Raw genomic sequence first — 20436 nt, 5'->3', positions numbered from 1 at the left:
CCCGGGCCCCGGAGTCGGCATTGAACGTAGCAACCAAACTACAACCTCCACACCCAACAACCAAACAAACTAACAAAACGTGCCCCAAGCAAAACTCCTCTGTCTGCCATAGCTCTCTTACATCTTTGCAAAAAAAATAGCCTTGATCACTCCGATCAAAGCTATTGTTAATAACTATTCATTTGTTTCGATCAAACCATACTTACCGTCGTTACGCTTGTAAACAATGCTAGCACCATTAGTCTCAGCATCCTCAAAAATAAAGAACTCATGTCCAAGCATTTCCATTTGTAACACAGCTTCCTCAGCATCCATAGGTTTCAATGACAAACGCTTAGTTCTAACGATTTCTGACTTATCCTCTTTAGCGTCTGCTTCAGGAATATCATCAAGTGGAATATCCTTGATACCTGGTTGCTCACGGTCTTTACGGTTAACCTTAGTCTTAAATTTTCTAATTTGTCTTTCAAGTTTATCGATGACCAAATCCACGCCGGCATACATATCATCGTTCATTTCCTCAGCTCTTAACGTGATATATGGTAATGGAATCGTAACTTCAACTTTAGTACCTTTTGATGGATAAATTTTCAAATTTACATGAGCAATAGGATTACTGTTTGGACTAAAGTATTTTTCCATTTTGGAAAGTTTCTTCTCTACATAATCACGGATCGCAGGTGTTACCTCGATATTTTCGCCACGTACGTTAATTGTTAACATAAAAATCTCTCCTTCCGGTGTTTCGGAATTACTAAGAGCCAAGAATAACTCTTCACATTGATTATATAATTCTATAGGCAAACTGGCAACGTTTTCACTAACGAGTTAATGAAAAAGTCTGAATTTTTTGAAAACCTTGCGAATACAACAATTGGCGTGCATGCAATATTGTACGCCCTGTCGTGTATATATCGTCCACGATCAAGATTTGCATATCATGATCTTTTTGCCGAAAATCTGAGCGAATCTTGAAAGTCTGGGGCGTGTTCATTCGCTCCTGCTTGTTCTTTTGAGCTTGAGGCTTATCGGCATCAACTTTCTCAAAAACTGGGGTCAATTGAAAAATATCCTTGTACAATTCATAAACCGGATCGAAACCGCGTTTGTTAAAGTGGCTGGCACTACTAGGTATATAAGTGATTAAGTCAAATTTGAATTGCTTGCTCCAACGCTTGATCTCACTAGCAAAGAGTTGTGCTAATAAAACATCACCATATCGTTTATAGCTTTTAAAATAATCATGTATAAATTGATTATACTCATAAATTGCAAAATGTTGATTAAATATTTTATATTTATTTTGCCAAATCACACAATCCAAACAAATTTCTCGGCTGCCTAATTTGAAACAGTTTGGACAATGTTCCTTATCTGGCAAGGTTACTAGTTGCTTTTGACAATATGAGCAAAGCTTTGAGCTGGTCATTTCATTCCACAAAAAAATTTCTGATAAATTTAATTTTTTACTGATGTTCTGTCCACAATTTAAGCAATTACTCATTTTAATCCCGCCTGTTGATTAACTGATTTGATCTCTCGACACACTGCACTGATTTTTTCAGTATAAAATTGATAATACAAATGGACTTCATCATCAGGATGACCTTTATCACGACCCGCCCTTCCTGCAATTTGGATCAATGCCGTTTTGGAAAATTCTGGAGCGTCTGCATCGATCACTAATACTTCTATTTTGGGAAAGGTCACCCCGCGCTCTAGGATCGTGGTCGTCAAAATGATTTGTGCCTCTTTATTCCGAAATCGCTGGACTTTTTCGATTCGTTGATCATCTTTGGAACTAACGGACAAGATCGATACTTGCGGTAACAGACGTTTGAGTGAGCGTTCAAAGATCAACATATCGGGGATCCTTGGAAAAAATATCATCAAACGTTCGCTAGCTTTGACCGCTCGCTGTATTAGCCATTTAATTCTTGGATTTATTTGCAAAAAATTACTCGGTCTTAATAAAAGGTGACATTTAGGTTCTGGTAATGGATGACCATGAAATCTCCGGTATAATTTTGAGAGGTGAAGTTGGTTTTGTTTGACTTGTTTTAATAGTTCCATCGGCGGTGTAGCTGATAAGTACAAAATCGTCCCCGAAACCTTTTTAGCTTTGATAATTGCACGATGTAACATCTCATCTCCCGCCAAAGGAAATGAATCAACTTCATCCACTATCAAAACGTCGAAGGCTTTTTCAAAACGCACCAATTGATGAACGGTTGCGATCATTATTTGGCAAGGAAAATATTGTTGCTCATTTTTTCCATGAAATAGACCAATCGTAGTCTGAGCAAACGCTTGCTGCAATCGTGGAAATAATTCAATACAAACATCGATCCGTGGCGAACAAATCGCCACCCTCTGGCCATTATCAATTATCTGCTTGATCAGTGGGAAAATAATCTCGGTCTTCCCTGCACCCGTTACTGCCCAGATCAAATGATCTTGGTTGTTTTGGTATGATTTGAGGACTTCGTGACAAACTCTACTTTGTTGATCAGTTAGTTGGCCTTGCCAAGTCATTATTTGGTCTGCTGGAAAATTCAAGCTTCCATCTGTGATCAATATTTGATCATTCACCAAAAGCTTGCCGAAATTAATACATTTTCGACAATATGGTTGGATCTTTCGAAAGTCATCCAGATCGATCGTACTAAAACAACGTCGACAATAAAGGTGACCCTCCCTTGAAAAAGTTGCAGGATAAAGCTTTGCTCCACAATGTAATAATTGACTTATTTGCTGCGGTGTTAGTAATCTAGTATTAGTGATCCTACCACCTAAATACTCATTAATATTTTCCATAACTTAAATTACGCAAGAGAAGAGGTAAATTTTTGAAAAATTACAAAACTATTGCTCAAGCTGATAGTTATTTAAAAGAGATCAAGAAATCGAAATTCATAGTCCATCTTGCTCAAACTAATTCAGAGAAAGAAGCTAATGCCTTCATCGAGAAAATTCGTCAACAAGAAGCTTCCGCGACCCATAATTGTTTCGCCTTCATCGTTTCCGAAAATGTTTTGATCGAGCGTATGTCTGATGATGGTGAACCTAGTGGAACTGCTGGTTCTCCGATCTTAAATGTCCTTCAACAGCAAGAATTACAAAATGTCACTGCCGTTGTCACCAGATATTTTGGGGGTATCAAATTAGGTGCCGGAGGATTGATCCGAGCATACTCCTCAACTACCGCTGAAGGGATCAAAGAAATCGGTTTAGTCGAAAACCGCTTGCAGCAAGGCTACACCTTGAACATTCCCTATCATCTCTACGATAAATTTGAAAATTATGCTAAAAATGAAAACTTAGCATTGGAAAATAAACAGTTTTCCACGGATGTCAGTGTTGAAATCTTTTTTGATTTAACATCCGAAACTGAAGAAAAGCAAAAAATCATCGATAATTTTCAAAATCAAATTCATTTCGAAAAAACCGAGCAGGAATTCAAGCAAGTACCGATCTCAGCACATTAAAAATTTCATTCAAAAAAACGAAGTAAATTGAGCAAAACTCAAAATACTTCGCTTTTTTTATTTTTTCTCTAAGCGTTTGATAAATTTTTGAATTGAGTGCAACAGCGGCTGACGATCGTCTCCCATCAACCCGATCGACTCGACAAACAATTCGAGCCCGATCAGTAAGGCTATTGCTAATAATAAACTGCCCCAGAAATTAGATAGTGGCAACAATAAGGAAATAAAGGCAAAGACTAAAGCTAATCCATAGATAACTAAAACTGTTTGACGATGAGACAGTCCTAATTGCATCAATCGATGATGCAAATGATGCTTATCTGCTTGCGTGATCGGTTTTTTGTTTAAGAAGCGTCGCAACATTGCATAAACAGTATCTGTGATCGGAACTCCTAAGATAACTACTGGGATCAACATAGTAACGAAAGTTACGTTCTTGAGCCCCTTCAAAGAAAAGACGGCGATCATGAATCCAATAAATAAAGCTCCGGTGTCACCTAAGAAAATACTTGCCGGATGGAAATTGTGTGGCAAAAAGCCCACGAGAGAGGCAACCATAGCAAAGATCCAAATTGAAACGTACACATTGGAGAAGTTGAGGAAGAAATATCCGACGACCCCCATGGTGAACAACGCAATGATCGATACCCCAGTGGCAAGCCCATCCAGACCATCGATCAAGTTGACCGCATTGGTGATCGCTAATATCCAGATGATAGTAATTGGGAAACTCCACCAACCAAGCTGGAAGGTTCCTAAGAATGGGATAACGATCTCATTCATCCGAATACCAGCCAAGAAATAAATAACCAATGATGCCGCAAAGATACCTGCCATCTTAGCCTTGGGTGATAGCTCTCTTATATCATCGATGATACCAGTCAAAATAATGATCACCTCAGCTAAAAAGACACTGAATAATTCATGACTCGGAAATTGATTTCTCAACAAAACAAATGTCGAGAAGGTAAAGGCAATAAAAATTGCCAATCCTCCCATGGTTGGCATTGGTTTCTTATTCACTCGCCGGGCATTGGGATTGTCCACCGCCCCCAAAATATAGGCAAGTTTGATGACGAAGGGAGTTATTATGGCTGAAATAATCATCGTCACAAATAACTTCACGATCACGCTAAACATACTCGACATTTCTCATAAACCTACTTTCCAATAATAATATCAATTATACCAATACCATGGACTAATACCAAAAAAATATAAAAAAAAGAGAGTGAAAGGTGATGCTCAGCTGCTAGTCTCTAAACCACAGGCCGCTATCTTCTGTAACTCGTTTCCAATAAAAAAAGATAGTGATTTCACTATCTCCCATAAAAAACCTATTTAGCTAATTCAACCTTGCGAACTTCCCGAACAACGGTAACTTTAATGTGTCCTGGATACTCAAGATTGTCTTCGATTTCGTTTTTAATGTCACGTGAAAGAATTGCTGCTTGATCATCTGAGATCTCTTCAGGTTTGACCATGACACGAATTTCATGTCCGGCTTGAATAGCATAACAGTGATCAACGCCCTCATGTCCATTGGCAATTTCTTCCAGTTTTTCCAAACGGTGAATGTAGTTTTCCATTGACTCTGATCTTGCACCAGGTCTAGCTGCAGAAATTGCATCTGCTGCAGCGACGATCGTTGCGATCATTGAGGTCGGTGCGACATCCCCGTGATGCGAAGCAATTGTATTCACAACTACTTCTGGTTCTTTATACTTAGTGGCTATATCCACACCTATCTCTACGTGTGAGCCATCTACTTCACGATCAATAGATTTACCTATGTCGTGTAATAACCCTGCTCGTTTTGCTAAAGTAACATCTTCACCCAATTCACCAGCCATAACAGCGGATAACTTAGCTACTTCAATTGAGTGACTCAAAACATTTTGACCATAACTAGTACGATATTGCATACGTCCAATAATTTTAATTAAATCAGGATTGATCGAGCTAATGCCCAAACTATAAATTGTTTGTTCACCAACTTCACGAATATGGTCGTCCATCTCTTTACGAGCTTTATCGACCATTTCTTCGATCCGGGCTGGATGGATCCGTCCATCCTCGATCAATTTCTCAAGTGCCATCCGTGCGATCTCTCTTCTGATCGGATCAAAGGCACTCAAAGCGACAGCTTCTGGAGTATCGTCGATAATCAAATCTACTCCTGTCAAAGCTTCGATAGTTCTAATATTGCGTCCTTCACGACCAATAATACGTCCCTTCATGTCTTCATTAGGCAAGGTAACGGTAGTTACAGTCGATTCAGAAACCGTATCAGCGGCACTACGCTGAATAGCAGCAACAATCAAAGCTTTAGCATCTTTATCAGCATATTGACGTGCTTGTTCATTGCTTTCTTTGATCATTGTTGCTCGTTCATGAGTTAATTTCTCATTAAGTTCATTTAAAATTATTTGACGTGCTTCGTCTCTAGTCAAGTTACTTACTCTCGTTAATTCCGCTTTTTGTTCATCAAGAGTATCAGTCAATTGTTTATCTTTTTCATCAAGTTGTTTTTCTTTAGCTTGAATATTATTCTCATTCTTCTCAATATTTGTCTCACGTTTTTCTAGTGATTGATCTTTACGATCCAAAATATCTTGACGCTCGAGATTACGATCTTCCTGTTTCTTAACGTCACGACGACGTTCATTCAGTTCGCTTTCTTGTTTTTCACGATATTGGTGAGCCTCGTCTTTTGCTTCAAGAAGTGCTTCTTTCTTCAAAGACTTGGCTGACTTTTTCGCATCAGAAATAATATCTTCAGCTGTTTGCTTAGCTTGTGAAAGTTTCTTCTCGTAAGAGTCTTTGCAGAGAGCATATCCGAAAAAAGCTCCTACGATCAGTGTTATTAAGGCAAAAAAGAGGGTTATGATAGCATTCGGCATGCCATCACCTCCACTTTATTAACTTGTTTGATCTGTTTGTAAAATCTTAAAATATACAAAACTTTTACATACAACTTTATATTATAGAATAAAATCCGTCTGTCAACAAAAGAATCTGCAAAAAAAAGAAGCCCAAATTAGGCTTCTTTGTCTGTATTGCCGTCTGTGTCGGCTTTCTCGGCATCTTTATTATTTGCATCGTCTTCAGATTTATCGTCATCTGCTTGACCATCCATATTGTACGCAGCACGTACTTTGGACATAATTTCGTCCATTTTCTCTGGATTTTCTGCAAGGAAGGTCTTAGCGTTCTCACGACCTTGGCCGATCCGTTCATCTTGATATGAGTACCAGGATCCAGCTTTATTGATAATATCCTTGTCAACAGCCATATCAACTAACTCACCAGTCTTCGAGATACCTTTACCATACATGATATCAACGATAGCCACTTTGAATGGTGGAGCAACCTTGTTCTTAACGACTTTTATCTTGGTCTTATTACCAATAACGTCGCTTCCATCTTTGATCTGTTCTGAACGACGAACTTCAAGTCTAATAGTCGAGTAGAACTTCAATGCTCGACCACCTGGAGTTGTCTCAGGGTTACCAAACATGATACCGACCTTTTCACGGATCTGGTTAATGAATAAGGCAATAGTCTTCGTCTTGTTGATCGAACCCGAAAGTTTACGCAATGCTTGTGACATTAAACGGGCCTGTAAACCAACGTGGGAGTCACCCATTTCACCCTCAATTTCAGCACGTGGAACTAAGGCTGCTACAGAGTCAACGACCACAATATCAACGGCACCACTAGATACTAAGGCATCAGCGATCTCTAATCCTTGTTCACCAGTATCAGGTTGCGAAAGAAGTAAATCATCGATGTTTACTCCTAGAGCTGTGGCATAGGCAGGATCCATGGCATTTTCAGCATCAATATATGCTGCAGTACCGCCTTGCTTTTGTACCTCAGCAACGGCGTGCAAGGCTACTGTTGTTTTACCAGAACTTTCAGGTCCATAGATCTCCACGATACGTCCTCGAGGGAATCCCCCAACACCGAGAGCATTGTCGAGAGCTAGTGAACCAGATGAGACAGTTTGAATTTGTGTATTCAAATCATCTCCCATTCGCATAATTGCTCCTTTACCGAAGTCCTTTTCGATCTTCTTAAGGGCAACATCTAATGCTTTTTGACGTTCATCTTTTGCCAAATTGTCTTCCTCCTAATGCTTTATCAATTTAAATAGTATTAGTATTTGACTAAAAAAGCAAGAAAAAAGCAAACATTTGTTCGCTTTTTCCTTTATGCAACTTCGCGTACGAGTACAAGGGCAGAAATAACAGCCTTCCGACGAACTGCGTTGCGGCTTCCATCAAAGTGAAATTCCTTCACATCAACAGAATTCTTCAATTTATCATAGACCCCGATGAAAACAGTTCCGACTGGGCTACCTTCTAATGGATCTGGTCCAGCAACTCCAGTAATACCCACTCCCAAGTCTTTTCTAAGGATCACAGCTGTCGACTCAGCCATTTGTTGAGCAACCGGTGCACTGACCACTGTATGGACTTTAATGACCTTAGAAGGAATATGAAGCATCTTCTCCTTCATCGCATCAGAATAAGTCACGTATCCACCTTCAAACACAGTTGATGCATGTGGGACACTAGCGATCGTCGACTGAAATAGACCTGCGGTAATGCTTTCAGCAGCGGTTATGGTCTTTTTGTCGTCCAAAAGCTTATTGACTACCTCTTCTGGGATATGGGCATATTCTTCAGGTATACCATTTTCAAAATTTGCCGTTTCGATTTGTTCACGAAAATTCTCAAAAATTTTTTTTTCCATTGTTCTCACTTCTAAATTACGTATTTATTTTGTAAAAATTTCTCGACTTTGAATAAAGTAATCTGCTCCTGAATACAATGTGAAGAATAGGCAGATGTATAAGAATATTTCTCCAATTGGGAAATTAATAGCTGAGAAGAAGATATTGTGCATCAATAAGAAAATAATAGCTAACATTTGTGTAGTAGTTTTGATTTTACCAGGCATTTGGGCGGCCATTACTTTACCACCTTGCTCCAGGACAATAGTTCTCCATCCCGTTACAGCTAACTCACGGCAAAGGATCAAGGCAACGACCCAAGCTGGAGCCATCTTGAGCTCAACTAGGAAAACAAAAGCTGTTAAAGTTAACATCTTGTCAGCTAAAGTATCCGCAAATTTACCAAAATTTGTAACTATGTGATTCTTACGTGCAATCTTACCATCTGCTAGGTCTGTCAATGATGCGATGATAAAGACAATTGTTGCGACGACGTGATTTACAGGGATCAAGTCATTCAGTACGTAAATGTCTCCCCAGTTTTCCCAGCTAAACGCCAACAAAATAATAAAAACTGGGATCAAAATGATTCTAAACATAGTTAACTTATTGGGTAAATTCCATTCCATTGTTAGATTCCTCCGTATTAAAAAAGTTATTCCTCGACTAGCCAGAAATAGCGCAGACTTACTAATAAATCATGCGCTACTTTTTGCTAAAAACTTATTCAATGTTGAATGTTAACGTCCTTACAATTGAAGAACTACTATTAGTATTACCTAAATCAACATCTTTTCCTGCAACCGAAATCTTAGTCTTCGAAATATCACCGGTGTGAACAACTACCTTCTTAGTAGTTGCTGGAACACTTGTAGTCTTCTTGTCACCAGATGCGATTGCTTGTTGCCATGACATCGTTGAGTCTTCAGTGAAGGAAACCCAAGCTTGTCCGCCATCAGCCGAAACGACAACGTCGAAAGGCTTATCAGCTGGAAGATTCTTGACATCATAAGTACCCTCGGTACTGCTTTCTTTAACAATTACGGTGTCAGTATCTTTCTTAGCTGCTTGTTTCTTCTTAGTCGTGTCTTTCTTTTCTTTAGATGTGGACTTCTTAGTCGTGGTTTGACTTGAAGTATCTTTAGGAATTGTCACTTGTGAAGAATTCTTGCTCTTGTTGACCATACCAAATACGATCACACCGATAATAACGATAACTACGATCCCAACAATTATTTGTGGAATGTAGTTACGCATCTTCGCAAAGAATCCATCTGATTTGCTTTCAACGGCTCTCTTTTGAGTATTGCCAGATTCTTCTGCCACATCATGCGGCTGTGAATCTGGGATCTCAGCTTTGTATTCATCAAGCAATTCATTACTGTCTAGATCAACAGCTTCACAATATTGCTTAATAAATGCACGGACATAAAAATCACCTGGAAGATGATCAAATTGACCTTCTTCAATGGCAATCAAATATCTCTTTTGAATCTTTGTGACTTGTTGTAAGTCATCAATTGTGTATCCCTTTTTAATACGGGCATTTCTTAACTTTTGGCCAATTTCGTCCATTTCATACCACCATTAACTAATTTTTATAAGTATAACATATCATAAGTATTACCGGCGAGATTACAAAAGCCAACCGCCAGCAAAATAAATCGTTTGTCCCGTTAAATAATTCGACTTAATTTGAACTAAATAACCTACTAGATCAGCAATTTCAGTTGAATTAGCCAACCGATCTGCTGGGATCTCTTCTCGGACTTTTTCCAGTTCTTCACTGGAAAATTCATTGTTCATTTTCGTATCGACCGCTCCGGGTGCAACGACATTGACAGAGATCCCCAAAGAAGCCACTTCTTTAGCGTATGCGTCCGCAAACGAAGACATCGCACCTTTAACGGTACTATATACGACTTCCATCGCCGAGCCTATTTTTCCGTAGATCGAACCGATGAAGACGATACGACCGTGATGCTTTTGCGCTAATTTATCTTGTAATTCCTTTAAAATCAATATCGGTTGTTTGATATGAATATTCCACAAAGAATCAAGTTCCTGCTCATCCATATCAACTAGCAATTTATAATAAGTGTTTCCTTGGGCAAAAATAATCGCGTCTAATCCAAAAATTTGTGAAACTAGTTTCTCGACATGATCACTTTCCATATCATACTGAGCTGGAATGAAATCCTGCTGAGGATAACTTGTTGTCAATTCTTCCAATAGTTTTTGGATACGTGCTTTATTTTTATTGTAGTGGAGATAAAGCGACCAACCCTTCTCAGCCAAATTCTTAGCTGTGGCTGCTCCAATATCGCCAGAACTTCCCAAAATCAATGCGTACATATTATTTTCCATCCGCAATCAAATTATAATAAGTAAATTTATTCTCTTTAAAAATTTCTTTTGAAGTTGCTAAAACTTCGTCTAATGTAGTGGAGTTTAGCAACTGGACCAATTGTAAATAATCGACATCATAAAATTGCAATTCAGCGATTTGATTAGCGATAGCATCAGGAGAATTTTGTGCAAACAAATAAGCTCCGATAGCATCACGACGAATCCGCTCAAATTTATCCTTTGTCAAGATCTTATCTAGATCATTCTTTAAGAAATATTCCCTTAAATGATTTTGAAATTCATCAGGTTTATTTGTCGATCCACTAACAATGATAAAACAATAGCCATTTTCTGCAACAACATTATAAGAAAAACTATCGTCAATAATATTTTTATTTGTCATGGACTGATAATTAGTCGAAGATTCGCCGATCAATGTTTCCATGATCATATTTAAAATATATTGATATTTGACTAATTCATAACCGGTCAATTTAGTATCCACTCTTATACCAAATGCAGAGCGACTCTGACTGATTTTCATGGACTCTTGCCCACCAGCACCAATTTGAAGGAACTTATTCGGTTTGATATCAGTCTGCTCATCCATTTGTTCAAAAGGTGAAGCTTCAACGATCGACACTACTTTATCAAAATCAACGTCCCCGACGAGAACCAGGTCCATATTGTTGGGGCGATAACCATTTTGATAAGTTGCCAGTAAATTATCTTTGTTGATCTGTTGTAGTGAAGCCGTACTACCTGCGATATCAAAAGAGATCGGATCATTCGGATAAAGTTGACCTAAGATACGTTGTTCCAAAACCCATTCAGGCATATCCAAGTACATTTGGATCTCTTGATTGATAATACCCCGCTCTGAATTGACGTTGTCCTCAGTGAAGTATGGATGCTGAAATAAATCTAATAAGATCTTTAAATTTTCGTAGGGATTTTCTAAAGTCTGAAATAAATATGCCGTTTTCGTGTAGCTCGTATATGCATTTGAATTAGCACCGTATTTAGCGAACTTTTCTGATACGTCATAGCCAGGCTTGGCAAATAATTTATGTTCAATAAAATGGGCGATCCCGGCTGGCAAATATTTTCCTTGACCTAAATTAGTATCGACTGAGCCAAAGTTGGCCATAGCTACAGTGTAAGTTTGCTTATAGCCAGGTAATGGAACAGCCGTGACCTTAAATCCATTAGGTAATGTTTTAATGTATTTTTGAAGTTTTTTGGCCATTCTACTCTCCTATCAGTTTGTAATCGGCAATTAAATGTATGTTATTTGCAGCAGCAATAATATGTTTACGATCCAATTTGTCTAATTCTTTTTTGTATTCAGCTTCTGAGAGAATGGTTTTAGGATAAACTGACTCCCAAATGCTTCTCATAATATGAAATTGAATATTGTCTGAACCAACTTGTCGACGAGTGAACAAGACTTTCTTGGCATGTTCGATCTGTTCGTCAGTAAATTTTCCTGAACGCATGTAATCAAGCTGCACATTGATCAGCGATAACGCTTGGTCGATGGTCTTGGCATCGAGTCCCGCTGTAATGGTCAATAAATGATTATTGGGCGCATAGCTACTCGATACTGAATAAGCTAAACTGTTCTTTTCACGAACTTGCAAGAACAATTGTGACTGATCATCGCCACCGAGGATCAAGTTCATCGCTTGTGGTGCCAAATGGCTAAATCCTTTATCGATTTTATTCACGTAATAGCCAATAGCCAAGCGACTTTGATTGACTTTCTTGTGATCTTGACCATGAGATGGATCTTTGATCAATTTATCGAATGACTCAAATTTGATCTCGATATCATTACGTTCTTGTTGTAATAATTTTCCAGAAAATTTTTGCTTAACTAATTGTGCAAAATTTTCAGGGTCAACATTTCCCACAACATTGATCAAAACAAAATCATTGTTGATGGCATCTTGGTAATAATCCAACAGTTCCGCATTAGTTAAGGCACGTAATTGACTTTCATCACCGAAAATTGGCACGAGCTTATTCGGCTCATCTTGATGGATCAGCTTGGATAATTCTAACATGCTCACAAGATCTTGATTGTCTTGGATCGCTTGCAAATTAGACAACATATTCCGTTTCTCAACATCAAAGGCTGTGTTATCAAATTCATCATCTCCAGCTAAATTAGGCTGAAAAATAATTTCTCCTAAAAGATCCAGATTATTCTCAATTTGCTTCGTGTCACCGATCAAAAAACTTGGATCAGCAAATTCAACGCTAAATCCTAAATCATTAAAATTGAGCAGTGATCTAGTGTAGGCGTTGACCTCGGCACCATATAATTCCATTTCACGATCATTGATCGCTTTAAAACTGGGATACTTCTCAGTTGAATTACTCAAAACGTTGGCTAATAATCGTCTTTTCGTCGATTCATCTTTGTTGATCGGACGTAAAAAATCGATTTGAATCTTGATTGTTCTAAATTGCGTCAATGGTTTGACGTTTAATACGACATTTTTTGCTAAAACTTCTCTCAATTTTTCACCTGTTTTTTCCGAATAGTTTCTAGCTGTTCTGGAGTTAATAAGACTTTCCTTGGTTTGCTGCCTTCAGGAGGTCCGACGATGCCTTTTTCTTCCATTTGATCAACGATCCTGGCGGCACGGTTGTACCCTATAGCAAATCTTCTTTGCAACATTGAGACACTAGCAGACTGTTGTTGAACAATCAAATCAACCGCATCATCCCAATACTCATCATTTGGCTTTTCACCATCGCCTTTACCGTCTTCTTCAGAGACATCTGTTGGGATCATGTCTTGATCATACTCTGCTTGTTGTTGCGAGCTGACGAAGTTAACGACATTCTCCACTTCCTCTTCAGAAATAAAAGCACCTTGAAGACGAACTGGTTTACTCTTTCCAATTGGTTGAAAGAGCATGTCTCCTCGTCCCAGTAGTTTTTCAGCACCAACTGCATCCAAGATAGTTCTTGAATCGACACCACTGGAAACAGCAAAAGCAATTCTTGATGGGATATTAGCTTTGATCAAACCAGTAATAACATCAACTGATGGACGCTGTGTAGCAATGATAATGTGCAATCCAGCAGCCCGAGCCATTTGTGCTAAACGAACGATGGCAGCTTCAACTTCATGTCCAGCGACCATCATCAAATCAGATAGCTCATCGACAATAACTACAATAAATGGCAATCGTTCCATCTTTTGATCATCAGGGGCTGTCTTATTGAATTCATCAACTTCATCGTTATATTCACCAATATTACGGTGATTAGTCTCAGCAAATAGCTTGTAACGCCGTTCCATTTCAGTAACCGCTTTTTGCAAAGCCCCTGCTGCTCTTCTGGCATCGGTAACTACTGGGATCAATAAATGCGGGATACCGTTATAAACGTTTAGCTCGACCATCTTCGGATCGATCAAGATCAATTTAACTTCATTGGGCTTAGCCTTCATCAAAATACCAGTGATGATAGTATTGATGGCAACAGATTTACCACTACCAGTCGAACCAGCGATCAATAAATGGGGCATTTTGGTAATATCTGCTTCGATAATATTTCCAGAAACATCTTTCCCCAAAGGCACAACTAATGGTGATTTATTTTCTTTTTGATGCTCCGTGATATCTCTAAAAGAAACCGACGAAACAGTCTTGTTAGGAACCTCGATCCCCACAAACGATTTACCTGGGATCGGTGCTTCAATACGAATATCTTTTGCGGCTAAAGCTAAAGCTAAATCATCGGCTAAATTGACGATCTTACTAACTTTAACACCAATAGCCGGTTGAACCTCGTATTTGGTAATAGTTGGTCCTAAACTAGCTTTTTTAACATCGACATCGACTCCGAAACTCTTGAAAGTTTGCTTGAGCTTATCTTTGTTCTCATCGATCAATTTAACTTCGCCACTTTGATCCACTTGCGGAACTTGTTTTAATAAGTCTGCAGAAGGTAATTGATAATCATCGTCCGACACGCTGTGATGTTCACTACCTGCATGCGGAGTAGGCAGATCCTTATCGGTCGAACCGTCGATCCCATATGGCTTGGACATGATCTGGGCCGTTCCTGTCGAAGCCTCTGGTGTGGGTTCTGGAGTCTTTTGACTCTGACTATTTGGCATATCGATAGTAAAACCAGTATCCTCATCTCGTTTTGGTTCTGGATCAGGTTCTTTTTTATCACGAGCAAAAGAATTAACATCTTGATATTTATCATCTTCACGTTCGATTTTTTTCTCGCGTCGAGACTTCTTAGGCTTTTCCGGATCATTTTTCTTTTCGACATAATTCTCATATTGACCAGAAAAAGCTTCTTTGATGCTGAGTAAGCCACTTCTGGAAAGTTTTAAAAAGCTCTTCATAGCATCTGAGACTTGTTGCATGGATACATTGAATAACATCAAAATACCAATAAATATCAACAAAAACGCCACTAAATTAGTTCCCCAATTGGAAAATAATGGCATGCAAATACTATACAAGTATGAACCGATCATCCCACCTCCGACCGAATGATCGACACTGGAATTGGCCATGTCGGCGCTAATAGTATTCCAAGTAACTAAATTATAATTATGATATAGGTCCAACTTTGAAAACATGATCTTGTGTAGGACTACCAAAGCCCCCATGTATGTAAAAACAAAACCAAAATTTCGTTTAGGATTCATCTTGGGCAATTGTCCGGTAGCAATCAAAAAGGCTCCTGCAAAAATACTGATCAGGAGTAAAAATTGGTAACTATCTCCAACAATGATCCGATATAAATTATCGTAAAATTTACCGACGATCCCCAATTTAAATAAACCTAAAATAGAAAAAACAATCAAACCTAGGCCAATCAAAGATTTGGCCAGACGAACATTATCTACGCTTTTCTTTTTAGTGTTTTTACGTGGACTCTTTTTAGGCGTCGTTGTCGACTTTCTTCTAGCCATAAATACCTCACTCTAAACATTTCATCTTAAAAAATTATACAGTTTTTCGATACAAAAAAAGCGCATCTCTGCGTTTTTTTAATCTTTCTTATTTTTATTTTCACGTAATTTCTTAACTGCCTCATTTGGCTCGACTGAATCCTGAGCTGAGAAATTCAAGGAAATTCCCTTGTTCAAGGTCACTGCTGTAACTTGATAGGTCAAAGTCTCGATGTATTCAACTACTTCGCGAGAGATCTGTTGAACTTCTTTATCCTTTAAGTCCTCAGGGTCGCCATGAAAATCAAGCAATTGCATTACTTGGCCGATCAAGCCAGAAACTTTGAAAGGTGCTCCTTGTGGATGGATCTCGAAAGGAACTACTACTTGGTAGATCTTCCCATCAGATTCATCCATTGGTTGTCCTTTTTCATCTTGAAGGTCAGGATGATCGATCGAGATCTGTAAATCTTGTTTGATCTCATCTTGAGGGTTAGCAATGTCATAATGAAACGATTGAACTGAAACAGGTCCTTTTCTTGTTTTCATTAAAAAGTCTCCTAATCTAATTTGTCATGCTCGTAGTGATGACTTAATTCTAAACCAGCAAAATGTTGTTGTCTAACTGCTTCATAAATGACTAAAGCACAAGTATTAGCTAAATTTAAAGCACGAATATTATCACTCATTGGGATACGTAAACATTTCTCTGGATTTTCACGCATAAATTTCTCTGGCAATCCTGTCGTTTCCTTACCAAACAAGAAATAATGATCGAGTGACGTATCGCTAAAATCTTGATCACTGTAGACCTTGTTGGAGAACTTGGTGATCAAATATAAGTATTTATCATCAGGGATACTATTTAAAAAATCATCCAAATCATCGTGGTAAGTAATATCCACTTTGTCCCAATAATCTAGTCCAGCACGTTTCATATGTGCATCATCGGTACTAAATCCTAGCGGCCTGATCAAGTGCAATTTAGTATTAGTTCCCGCACAAGTACGGGCAATATTACCTGTGTTTGCAGGCATTAATGGTTCAAAAAGTGCTATATGATTTGTCATGTTTTTCTACTTAAAATAAAAAAACGCATCCCCTCGGTGAAGACCACAGCAAGGGCGTGCGTTATGAAACTCATCTGATTACATGCTTTTATCAAAATCAACTTCTGATAAAAACACATAACGAAAAAGTCTAGAACTATTATATGACATAGATTCCGCCCATTCAATACATTTATGAATTAATTGTTATCTTTTTTTGAATTTTTTGTAGCGTTCGCAAGTGGTGTAGGGGTGACTCCCTTACCATCATCAGGCTTATCTGCTTCAATTTCTTCATCGGTATACCAGTTTGAATTCTTCTTGAACCAATTAAAAATCCGAGTACAAATTATCTTTAAAATGGCAAAAATTGGAATTCCGGCGATCATCCCGACTAATCCATACATCCCTGCCGAAACTAATAAGACCAAAATAGTCGTGACAGGATGCATTTGCATCTTATTACCAACGATGATCGGTGAGATCACACGGGTTTCGATCGTTTGCTCGACTAAAAAGACGATGATGACTTTTAGGACCATCGAGGGAGCAATAAAAGCAGCAATAACTAGCGATGGCAACAAGGCTAAGGTCGAACCAACATAAGGTATCAAATTCAAAATACCAGCAACGATACCTAAGACTAAAGCATATCTTTGACCGATAATAAGATACCCAACAAAGAACATCACTGCTACCCAAAAGGCGACAGTCAACTGTCCGGTAATGTATGAACTAAGCGATTGGCTGATCTCAGAAAGCAGATCAGCAGTAGATTTCTTTAAACGATCAGGTACGAACCTAACGACCGACTGTTTAAACTTCTTTTCGTCTTTGAGCATGAAAAACAAAATAAATGGTGCTGTCAAAAGTATCATTACTACATTCGTCACGACACTGAAGACTGAGCCGATGTTACTAAAAGTTTGTGGAACGATTGAATCCATCGACTTTTCAAAACTACGGCTAATGTTCTTGTCCATATTGACTAAACGTTCTTGAACTGCATGCATCTTGGGGTCAGAGAACAAATGTTGGATTCCTTTATTCATTGAATCCCAATAACTAGGCCAGTTCTTGATCAAAGAATCGATCTGACTTTGGACCAATGGGATCAACGACATGATCCCCCAGACGATCAAAGCAGCGATGATAATAAAAACGACCGAGATCGATAAAATACGATTTACGTGGAATTTTCTTTCTAACACATTGATCAAGGGATTTATTAAATAGTACAAGATCAGTGCCAAAATTACAGGTGGCAATGTTATTCCAAGAATTTGTCCGACTGGTTGGAAAACGAAGCTGACTTTCGAAAATAGAAAGATGATCAAAAATACAATTAAAATATTAATCAGTAAAACCGTTGCTTGGTTATTCAAAAACCAGCGATAAAACCAACTTTTTTCTTTTTGCGAATCTTTCATGGATGGCCCCCATATAATTATTTTACGTTTACCAGTATACTGTATAGTATACATGTTTGGAGGTAATTTGATGTTAGAAAATGTCTTATTAAGTGGCTACACACGAAAAACTGGTAAAGGCGTCTATCGTTCACAATTAGATACCGAAACTGGTGAATTAAAAGAGCCAAAATTGATTTTAGAATTAAAGGATCCAACTTATTTGGATGTAACTAACGATTTAAAAATGGTTGCTGTCGCGAAAAGTGAAAATGGCGGTGGGATCGTTTTATACGACGTTTCAAATGATGAACCTAAATTATTAGATCAAGATTTCTCAGAGGAAAACTCCCCTTCTTATATCAAATTAGATAAAAGTAATAATTTAGTGTTCAGCGCCTACTTCCACTTGAGTAAAGTAACCATTCATAAGATCACTGATGACAACAAGCTTCAATTGTTATCAACGATCGACTTTGAAGGGAGCGGTCCTCGCCCTGAACAAGATCAATCAAAGCCTCACTACAGTGCATTGACGCCTGATGGCAAATTGATCATTTGCGATTACGGAACTGACCGCATCTATTTGTACGACATCTCTGATCCAAGCGCACCTAAGCAACTGACAGAATACATTGCTCCAGCAGGATATGCACCTCGTCATCTAGTCTTTCATCCTAGTAAACCATTCATTTATGTGGCCTGTGAATTATCTTCAAAGGTGCTGGTATTGAAATATGACAGTGAAAATTCATTTTTCAATTTAGTTGATGAAGCTTCGGCTGCAAAGGATGAACAAAAGAATACAACTGCAGCTATTCGGATCACGAAAGATGCTAAATTCTTATACGTTTCCACTCGTGGTGCAGATACGATCGCTACTTTTGCTATTGAAGAAAACGGCGATCGCTTAAAGTCCTTAGGAACGACTAAGGTCAAAGGTAAAGGTCCACGTGATTTTGAAATCGATCCATCTGAAAAATATGTCTTGGTAGCTAATCAAGACTCTGATAACTTGACACTTTTCAAACGCAATCCTAACAAAGGAATCTTAACAATTATTCAAGATAATATTGGCATTCCTGAGTGTGTATGTGTACACTTTATCTAGCTTTAAATAATTTAGGAGAATTGGAACATGCTCATTGAAATTATAAAGACCATCATCCTCGGCATTGTCGAAGGATTTACGGAATTCCTACCGATCAGTTCAACGGGGCATTTATATTTAGCAAACGAATTCGTTAAACTTAACGAATCCAAAGCCTTTATTGATATGTTCATGGTAGTGATTCAGTTTGGTGCAATTTTGGCGGTAATTTTGATTTACTTTAATAAATTAAACCCATTTTCACCAAAGAAGACCAAAAAAGAAAAGAATCAAACTTGGCAAATTTGGTTTAAAGTTATTGTTGCTATCATTCCTGCAGCCGTAATTGGTTTGCCTTTGAATGATTGGATGGAACAAAATTTAACTAGTTGGCAAGTTATTTCAGCTACATTATTGATTTACGGTATTTTATTCATCGTGGTTGAAAATTACTTTAATGGTAAGCAATCTAAGGTCAATGACCTGAACGATTTGTCTTATATGACTGCACTTGGTATTGGGTTGTTTCAGGTTTTATCTTTGATTCCTGGTACTTCTCGTTCTGGTGCTACTATCCTTGGTGGTATTTCGATCGGAACTTCACGGTTTGTCGCTACGGAGTTTTCTTTCTTCCTGGCTATTCCTACTATGTTCGGTGCTAGTCTTTTGCGGATTGGATCTTATTTCCATAAGGGACTTGGATTTACTGGCGACCAGGTGATTATTTTGCTTGTTGGTGTCGTGGTTTCGTTTATTGTAGCCTATGCTTCTATTAAGTTCTTGTTGAACTATATTAAGAAGAATGATTTTAAGGCTTTTGGTTGGTATCGGATTGTTCTTGCTCTTATTGTTATTGCTTATTTTGGGTTTATTAAGGGTTAGGATTGTTTTTTGAGGTTCCTCGGATGAGGGGCCTCCTTTTTTTATAAAAATGTAAGAGAGCTATGGCAGACAGAGGAGTTTTGCTTGGGGCACGTTTTGTTAGTTTGTTTGGTTTGCTGGGATGGAGGTAGTATTTTGGTTGGTACGTTCAATGCCGACTCCGGGGCCCGGGGATACGTTAAAGGAACGTAAGTGCTAACGCACTTGCGCAACCGGTTATGGTGGTGGCTACGCCACCGAACAACTAAGGTCGGGAACGTGGTGGGCACATTTTGAACCAATCGAGCAAAGGGCGCTCGCTTGTTTCAAAACTGCACCTTCCTCTAAGCTCCTTCGTCGCCAAGAGGAAACAGGTTAAGATAGGTGAGTAAGTTAATTCTTGACGGAGAATTAATTTACTCACCTTTTTTTGATAAGGTGAATGTGAGATGTACGCCGTAAGTGAAATTGGCACTTGATGCCGTAGAGGAAACTGGCCATTTCGCTAAGGTC

The 20436-nt window shown here is 38.4% G+C and carries 19 protein-coding genes; 3 read left to right on the top strand and 16 right to left on the bottom strand.

Going from position 1 to position 20436, the window contains the following annotated elements; genetic code table 11:
* Positions 1–174: 174 nt before the first annotated feature.
* The 3 genes from hpf to EKM78_RS09335 form a co-directional block, all read right to left on the bottom strand.
* Complete coding sequence (hpf, locus tag EKM78_RS09345) at positions 175–723, bottom strand: ribosome hibernation-promoting factor, HPF/YfiA family (protein WP_125771627.1); 549 nt, start codon at positions 721–723, stop codon at positions 175–177.
* 97 nt (positions 724–820) lie between these two features.
* Positions 821–1504, bottom strand: coding sequence for a ComF family protein (locus EKM78_RS09340; protein WP_125771625.1), 684 nt, complete (start codon positions 1502–1504; stop codon positions 821–823).
* Positions 1501–2817 carry a helicase-related protein gene (locus tag EKM78_RS09335; protein ID WP_125771623.1) on the bottom strand — a complete coding sequence of 439 codons (1317 nt, stop codon included), beginning with the start codon at positions 2815–2817 and terminating at the stop codon, positions 1501–1503. Before EKM78_RS09335 ends, EKM78_RS09340 begins: the two co-directional genes overlap by 4 nt.
* Before the next feature lie 32 nt (positions 2818–2849).
* Between EKM78_RS09335 and EKM78_RS09330 the strand changes: the two genes are divergently transcribed.
* Positions 2850–3488 (top strand): YigZ family protein, encoded by a 639-nt coding sequence (locus EKM78_RS09330; RefSeq protein WP_125771621.1) that lies wholly within the window; start codon positions 2850–2852, stop codon positions 3486–3488.
* A gap of 57 nt (positions 3489–3545) precedes the next feature.
* On the opposite strand, the gene EKM78_RS09325 is transcribed toward EKM78_RS09330, so the two are convergent.
* From EKM78_RS09325 to EKM78_RS09265, 13 genes are all read right to left on the bottom strand, one after another.
* The gene (locus EKM78_RS09325) at positions 3546–4628 is read right to left on the bottom strand and encodes a glycosyltransferase family 4 protein (protein WP_125771629.1); all 1083 of its coding nucleotides are present in this window, start codon (positions 4626–4628) and stop codon (positions 3546–3548) included.
* A 197-nt stretch (positions 4629–4825) separates the two neighbouring features.
* On the bottom strand, positions 4826–6391 hold the full coding sequence (gene rny, locus EKM78_RS09320) for a ribonuclease Y (RefSeq protein ID WP_125771619.1): 1566 nt from the start codon (positions 6389–6391) through the stop codon (positions 4826–4828).
* Between the two features lie 137 nt (positions 6392–6528).
* Positions 6529–7611 carry a recombinase RecA gene (gene recA / locus EKM78_RS09315; RefSeq protein ID WP_125771617.1) on the bottom strand — a complete coding sequence of 361 codons (1083 nt, stop codon included), beginning with the start codon at positions 7609–7611 and terminating at the stop codon, positions 6529–6531.
* A 92-nt stretch (positions 7612–7703) separates the two neighbouring features.
* On the bottom strand, positions 7704–8249 hold the full coding sequence (locus EKM78_RS09310) for a CinA family protein (RefSeq protein ID WP_125771615.1): 546 nt from the start codon (positions 8247–8249) through the stop codon (positions 7704–7706).
* 24 nt (positions 8250–8273) lie between these two features.
* Positions 8274–8858, bottom strand: a complete 585-nt coding sequence (gene pgsA / locus EKM78_RS09305) for a CDP-diacylglycerol--glycerol-3-phosphate 3-phosphatidyltransferase (RefSeq protein WP_125771613.1) — start codon at positions 8856–8858, stop codon at positions 8274–8276.
* A 94-nt stretch (positions 8859–8952) separates the two neighbouring features.
* Complete coding sequence (locus EKM78_RS09300) at positions 8953–9804, bottom strand: helix-turn-helix domain-containing protein (RefSeq protein ID WP_125771611.1); 852 nt, start codon at positions 9802–9804, stop codon at positions 8953–8955.
* Positions 9805–9864: 60 nt separating this feature from the next.
* The gene (gene ymfI, locus EKM78_RS09295) at positions 9865–10584 is read right to left on the bottom strand and encodes an elongation factor P 5-aminopentanone reductase (protein ID WP_125771609.1); all 720 of its coding nucleotides are present in this window, start codon (positions 10582–10584) and stop codon (positions 9865–9867) included.
* A 1-nt stretch (position 10585) separates the two neighbouring features.
* On the bottom strand, positions 10586–11827 hold the full coding sequence (gene yfmH, locus EKM78_RS09290) for an EF-P 5-aminopentanol modification-associated protein YfmH (protein ID WP_125771607.1): 1242 nt from the start codon (positions 11825–11827) through the stop codon (positions 10586–10588).
* 1 nt (position 11828) lies between these two features.
* Entirely contained in the window at positions 11829–13106 is a 1278-nt protein-coding gene (yfmF, locus tag EKM78_RS09285; RefSeq protein WP_125771605.1) for an EF-P 5-aminopentanol modification-associated protein YfmF, read from the bottom strand.
* Positions 13103–15535 (bottom strand): DNA translocase FtsK, encoded by a 2433-nt coding sequence (locus EKM78_RS09280; RefSeq protein WP_125771603.1) that lies wholly within the window; start codon positions 15533–15535, stop codon positions 13103–13105. Before EKM78_RS09280 ends, yfmF begins: the two co-directional genes overlap by 4 nt.
* A gap of 78 nt (positions 15536–15613) precedes the next feature.
* Positions 15614–16063 (bottom strand): DUF1149 family protein, encoded by a 450-nt coding sequence (locus EKM78_RS09275; protein WP_125771601.1) that lies wholly within the window; start codon positions 16061–16063, stop codon positions 15614–15616.
* Between the two features lie 11 nt (positions 16064–16074).
* Positions 16075–16584 (bottom strand): tRNA (uridine(34)/cytosine(34)/5-carboxymethylaminomethyluridine(34)-2'-O)-methyltransferase TrmL, encoded by a 510-nt coding sequence (trmL, locus tag EKM78_RS09270; RefSeq protein WP_125771599.1) that lies wholly within the window; start codon positions 16582–16584, stop codon positions 16075–16077.
* Between the two features lie 179 nt (positions 16585–16763).
* Positions 16764–17993, bottom strand: a complete 1230-nt coding sequence (locus EKM78_RS09265) for an AI-2E family transporter (protein ID WP_125771597.1) — start codon at positions 17991–17993, stop codon at positions 16764–16766.
* A 70-nt stretch (positions 17994–18063) separates the two neighbouring features.
* Between EKM78_RS09265 and EKM78_RS09260 the strand changes: the two genes are divergently transcribed.
* Positions 18064–19083, top strand: a complete 1020-nt coding sequence (locus EKM78_RS09260; protein WP_125771595.1) for a lactonase family protein — start codon at positions 18064–18066, stop codon at positions 19081–19083.
* A gap of 27 nt (positions 19084–19110) precedes the next feature.
* The gene (locus EKM78_RS09255) at positions 19111–19944 is read left to right on the top strand and encodes an undecaprenyl-diphosphate phosphatase (protein ID WP_125771593.1); all 834 of its coding nucleotides are present in this window, start codon (positions 19111–19113) and stop codon (positions 19942–19944) included.
* The last annotated feature ends 492 nt before the right edge of the window (positions 19945–20436 follow it).

This window comes from Companilactobacillus furfuricola (assembly GCF_003946325.1).
In the GTDB taxonomy this organism is placed as follows: domain Bacteria; phylum Bacillota; class Bacilli; order Lactobacillales; family Lactobacillaceae; genus Companilactobacillus; species Companilactobacillus furfuricola.
The sequence above is the reverse complement of the archived record's forward strand: the minus strand, read 5'-3'. Positions and strand labels throughout refer to the sequence as shown.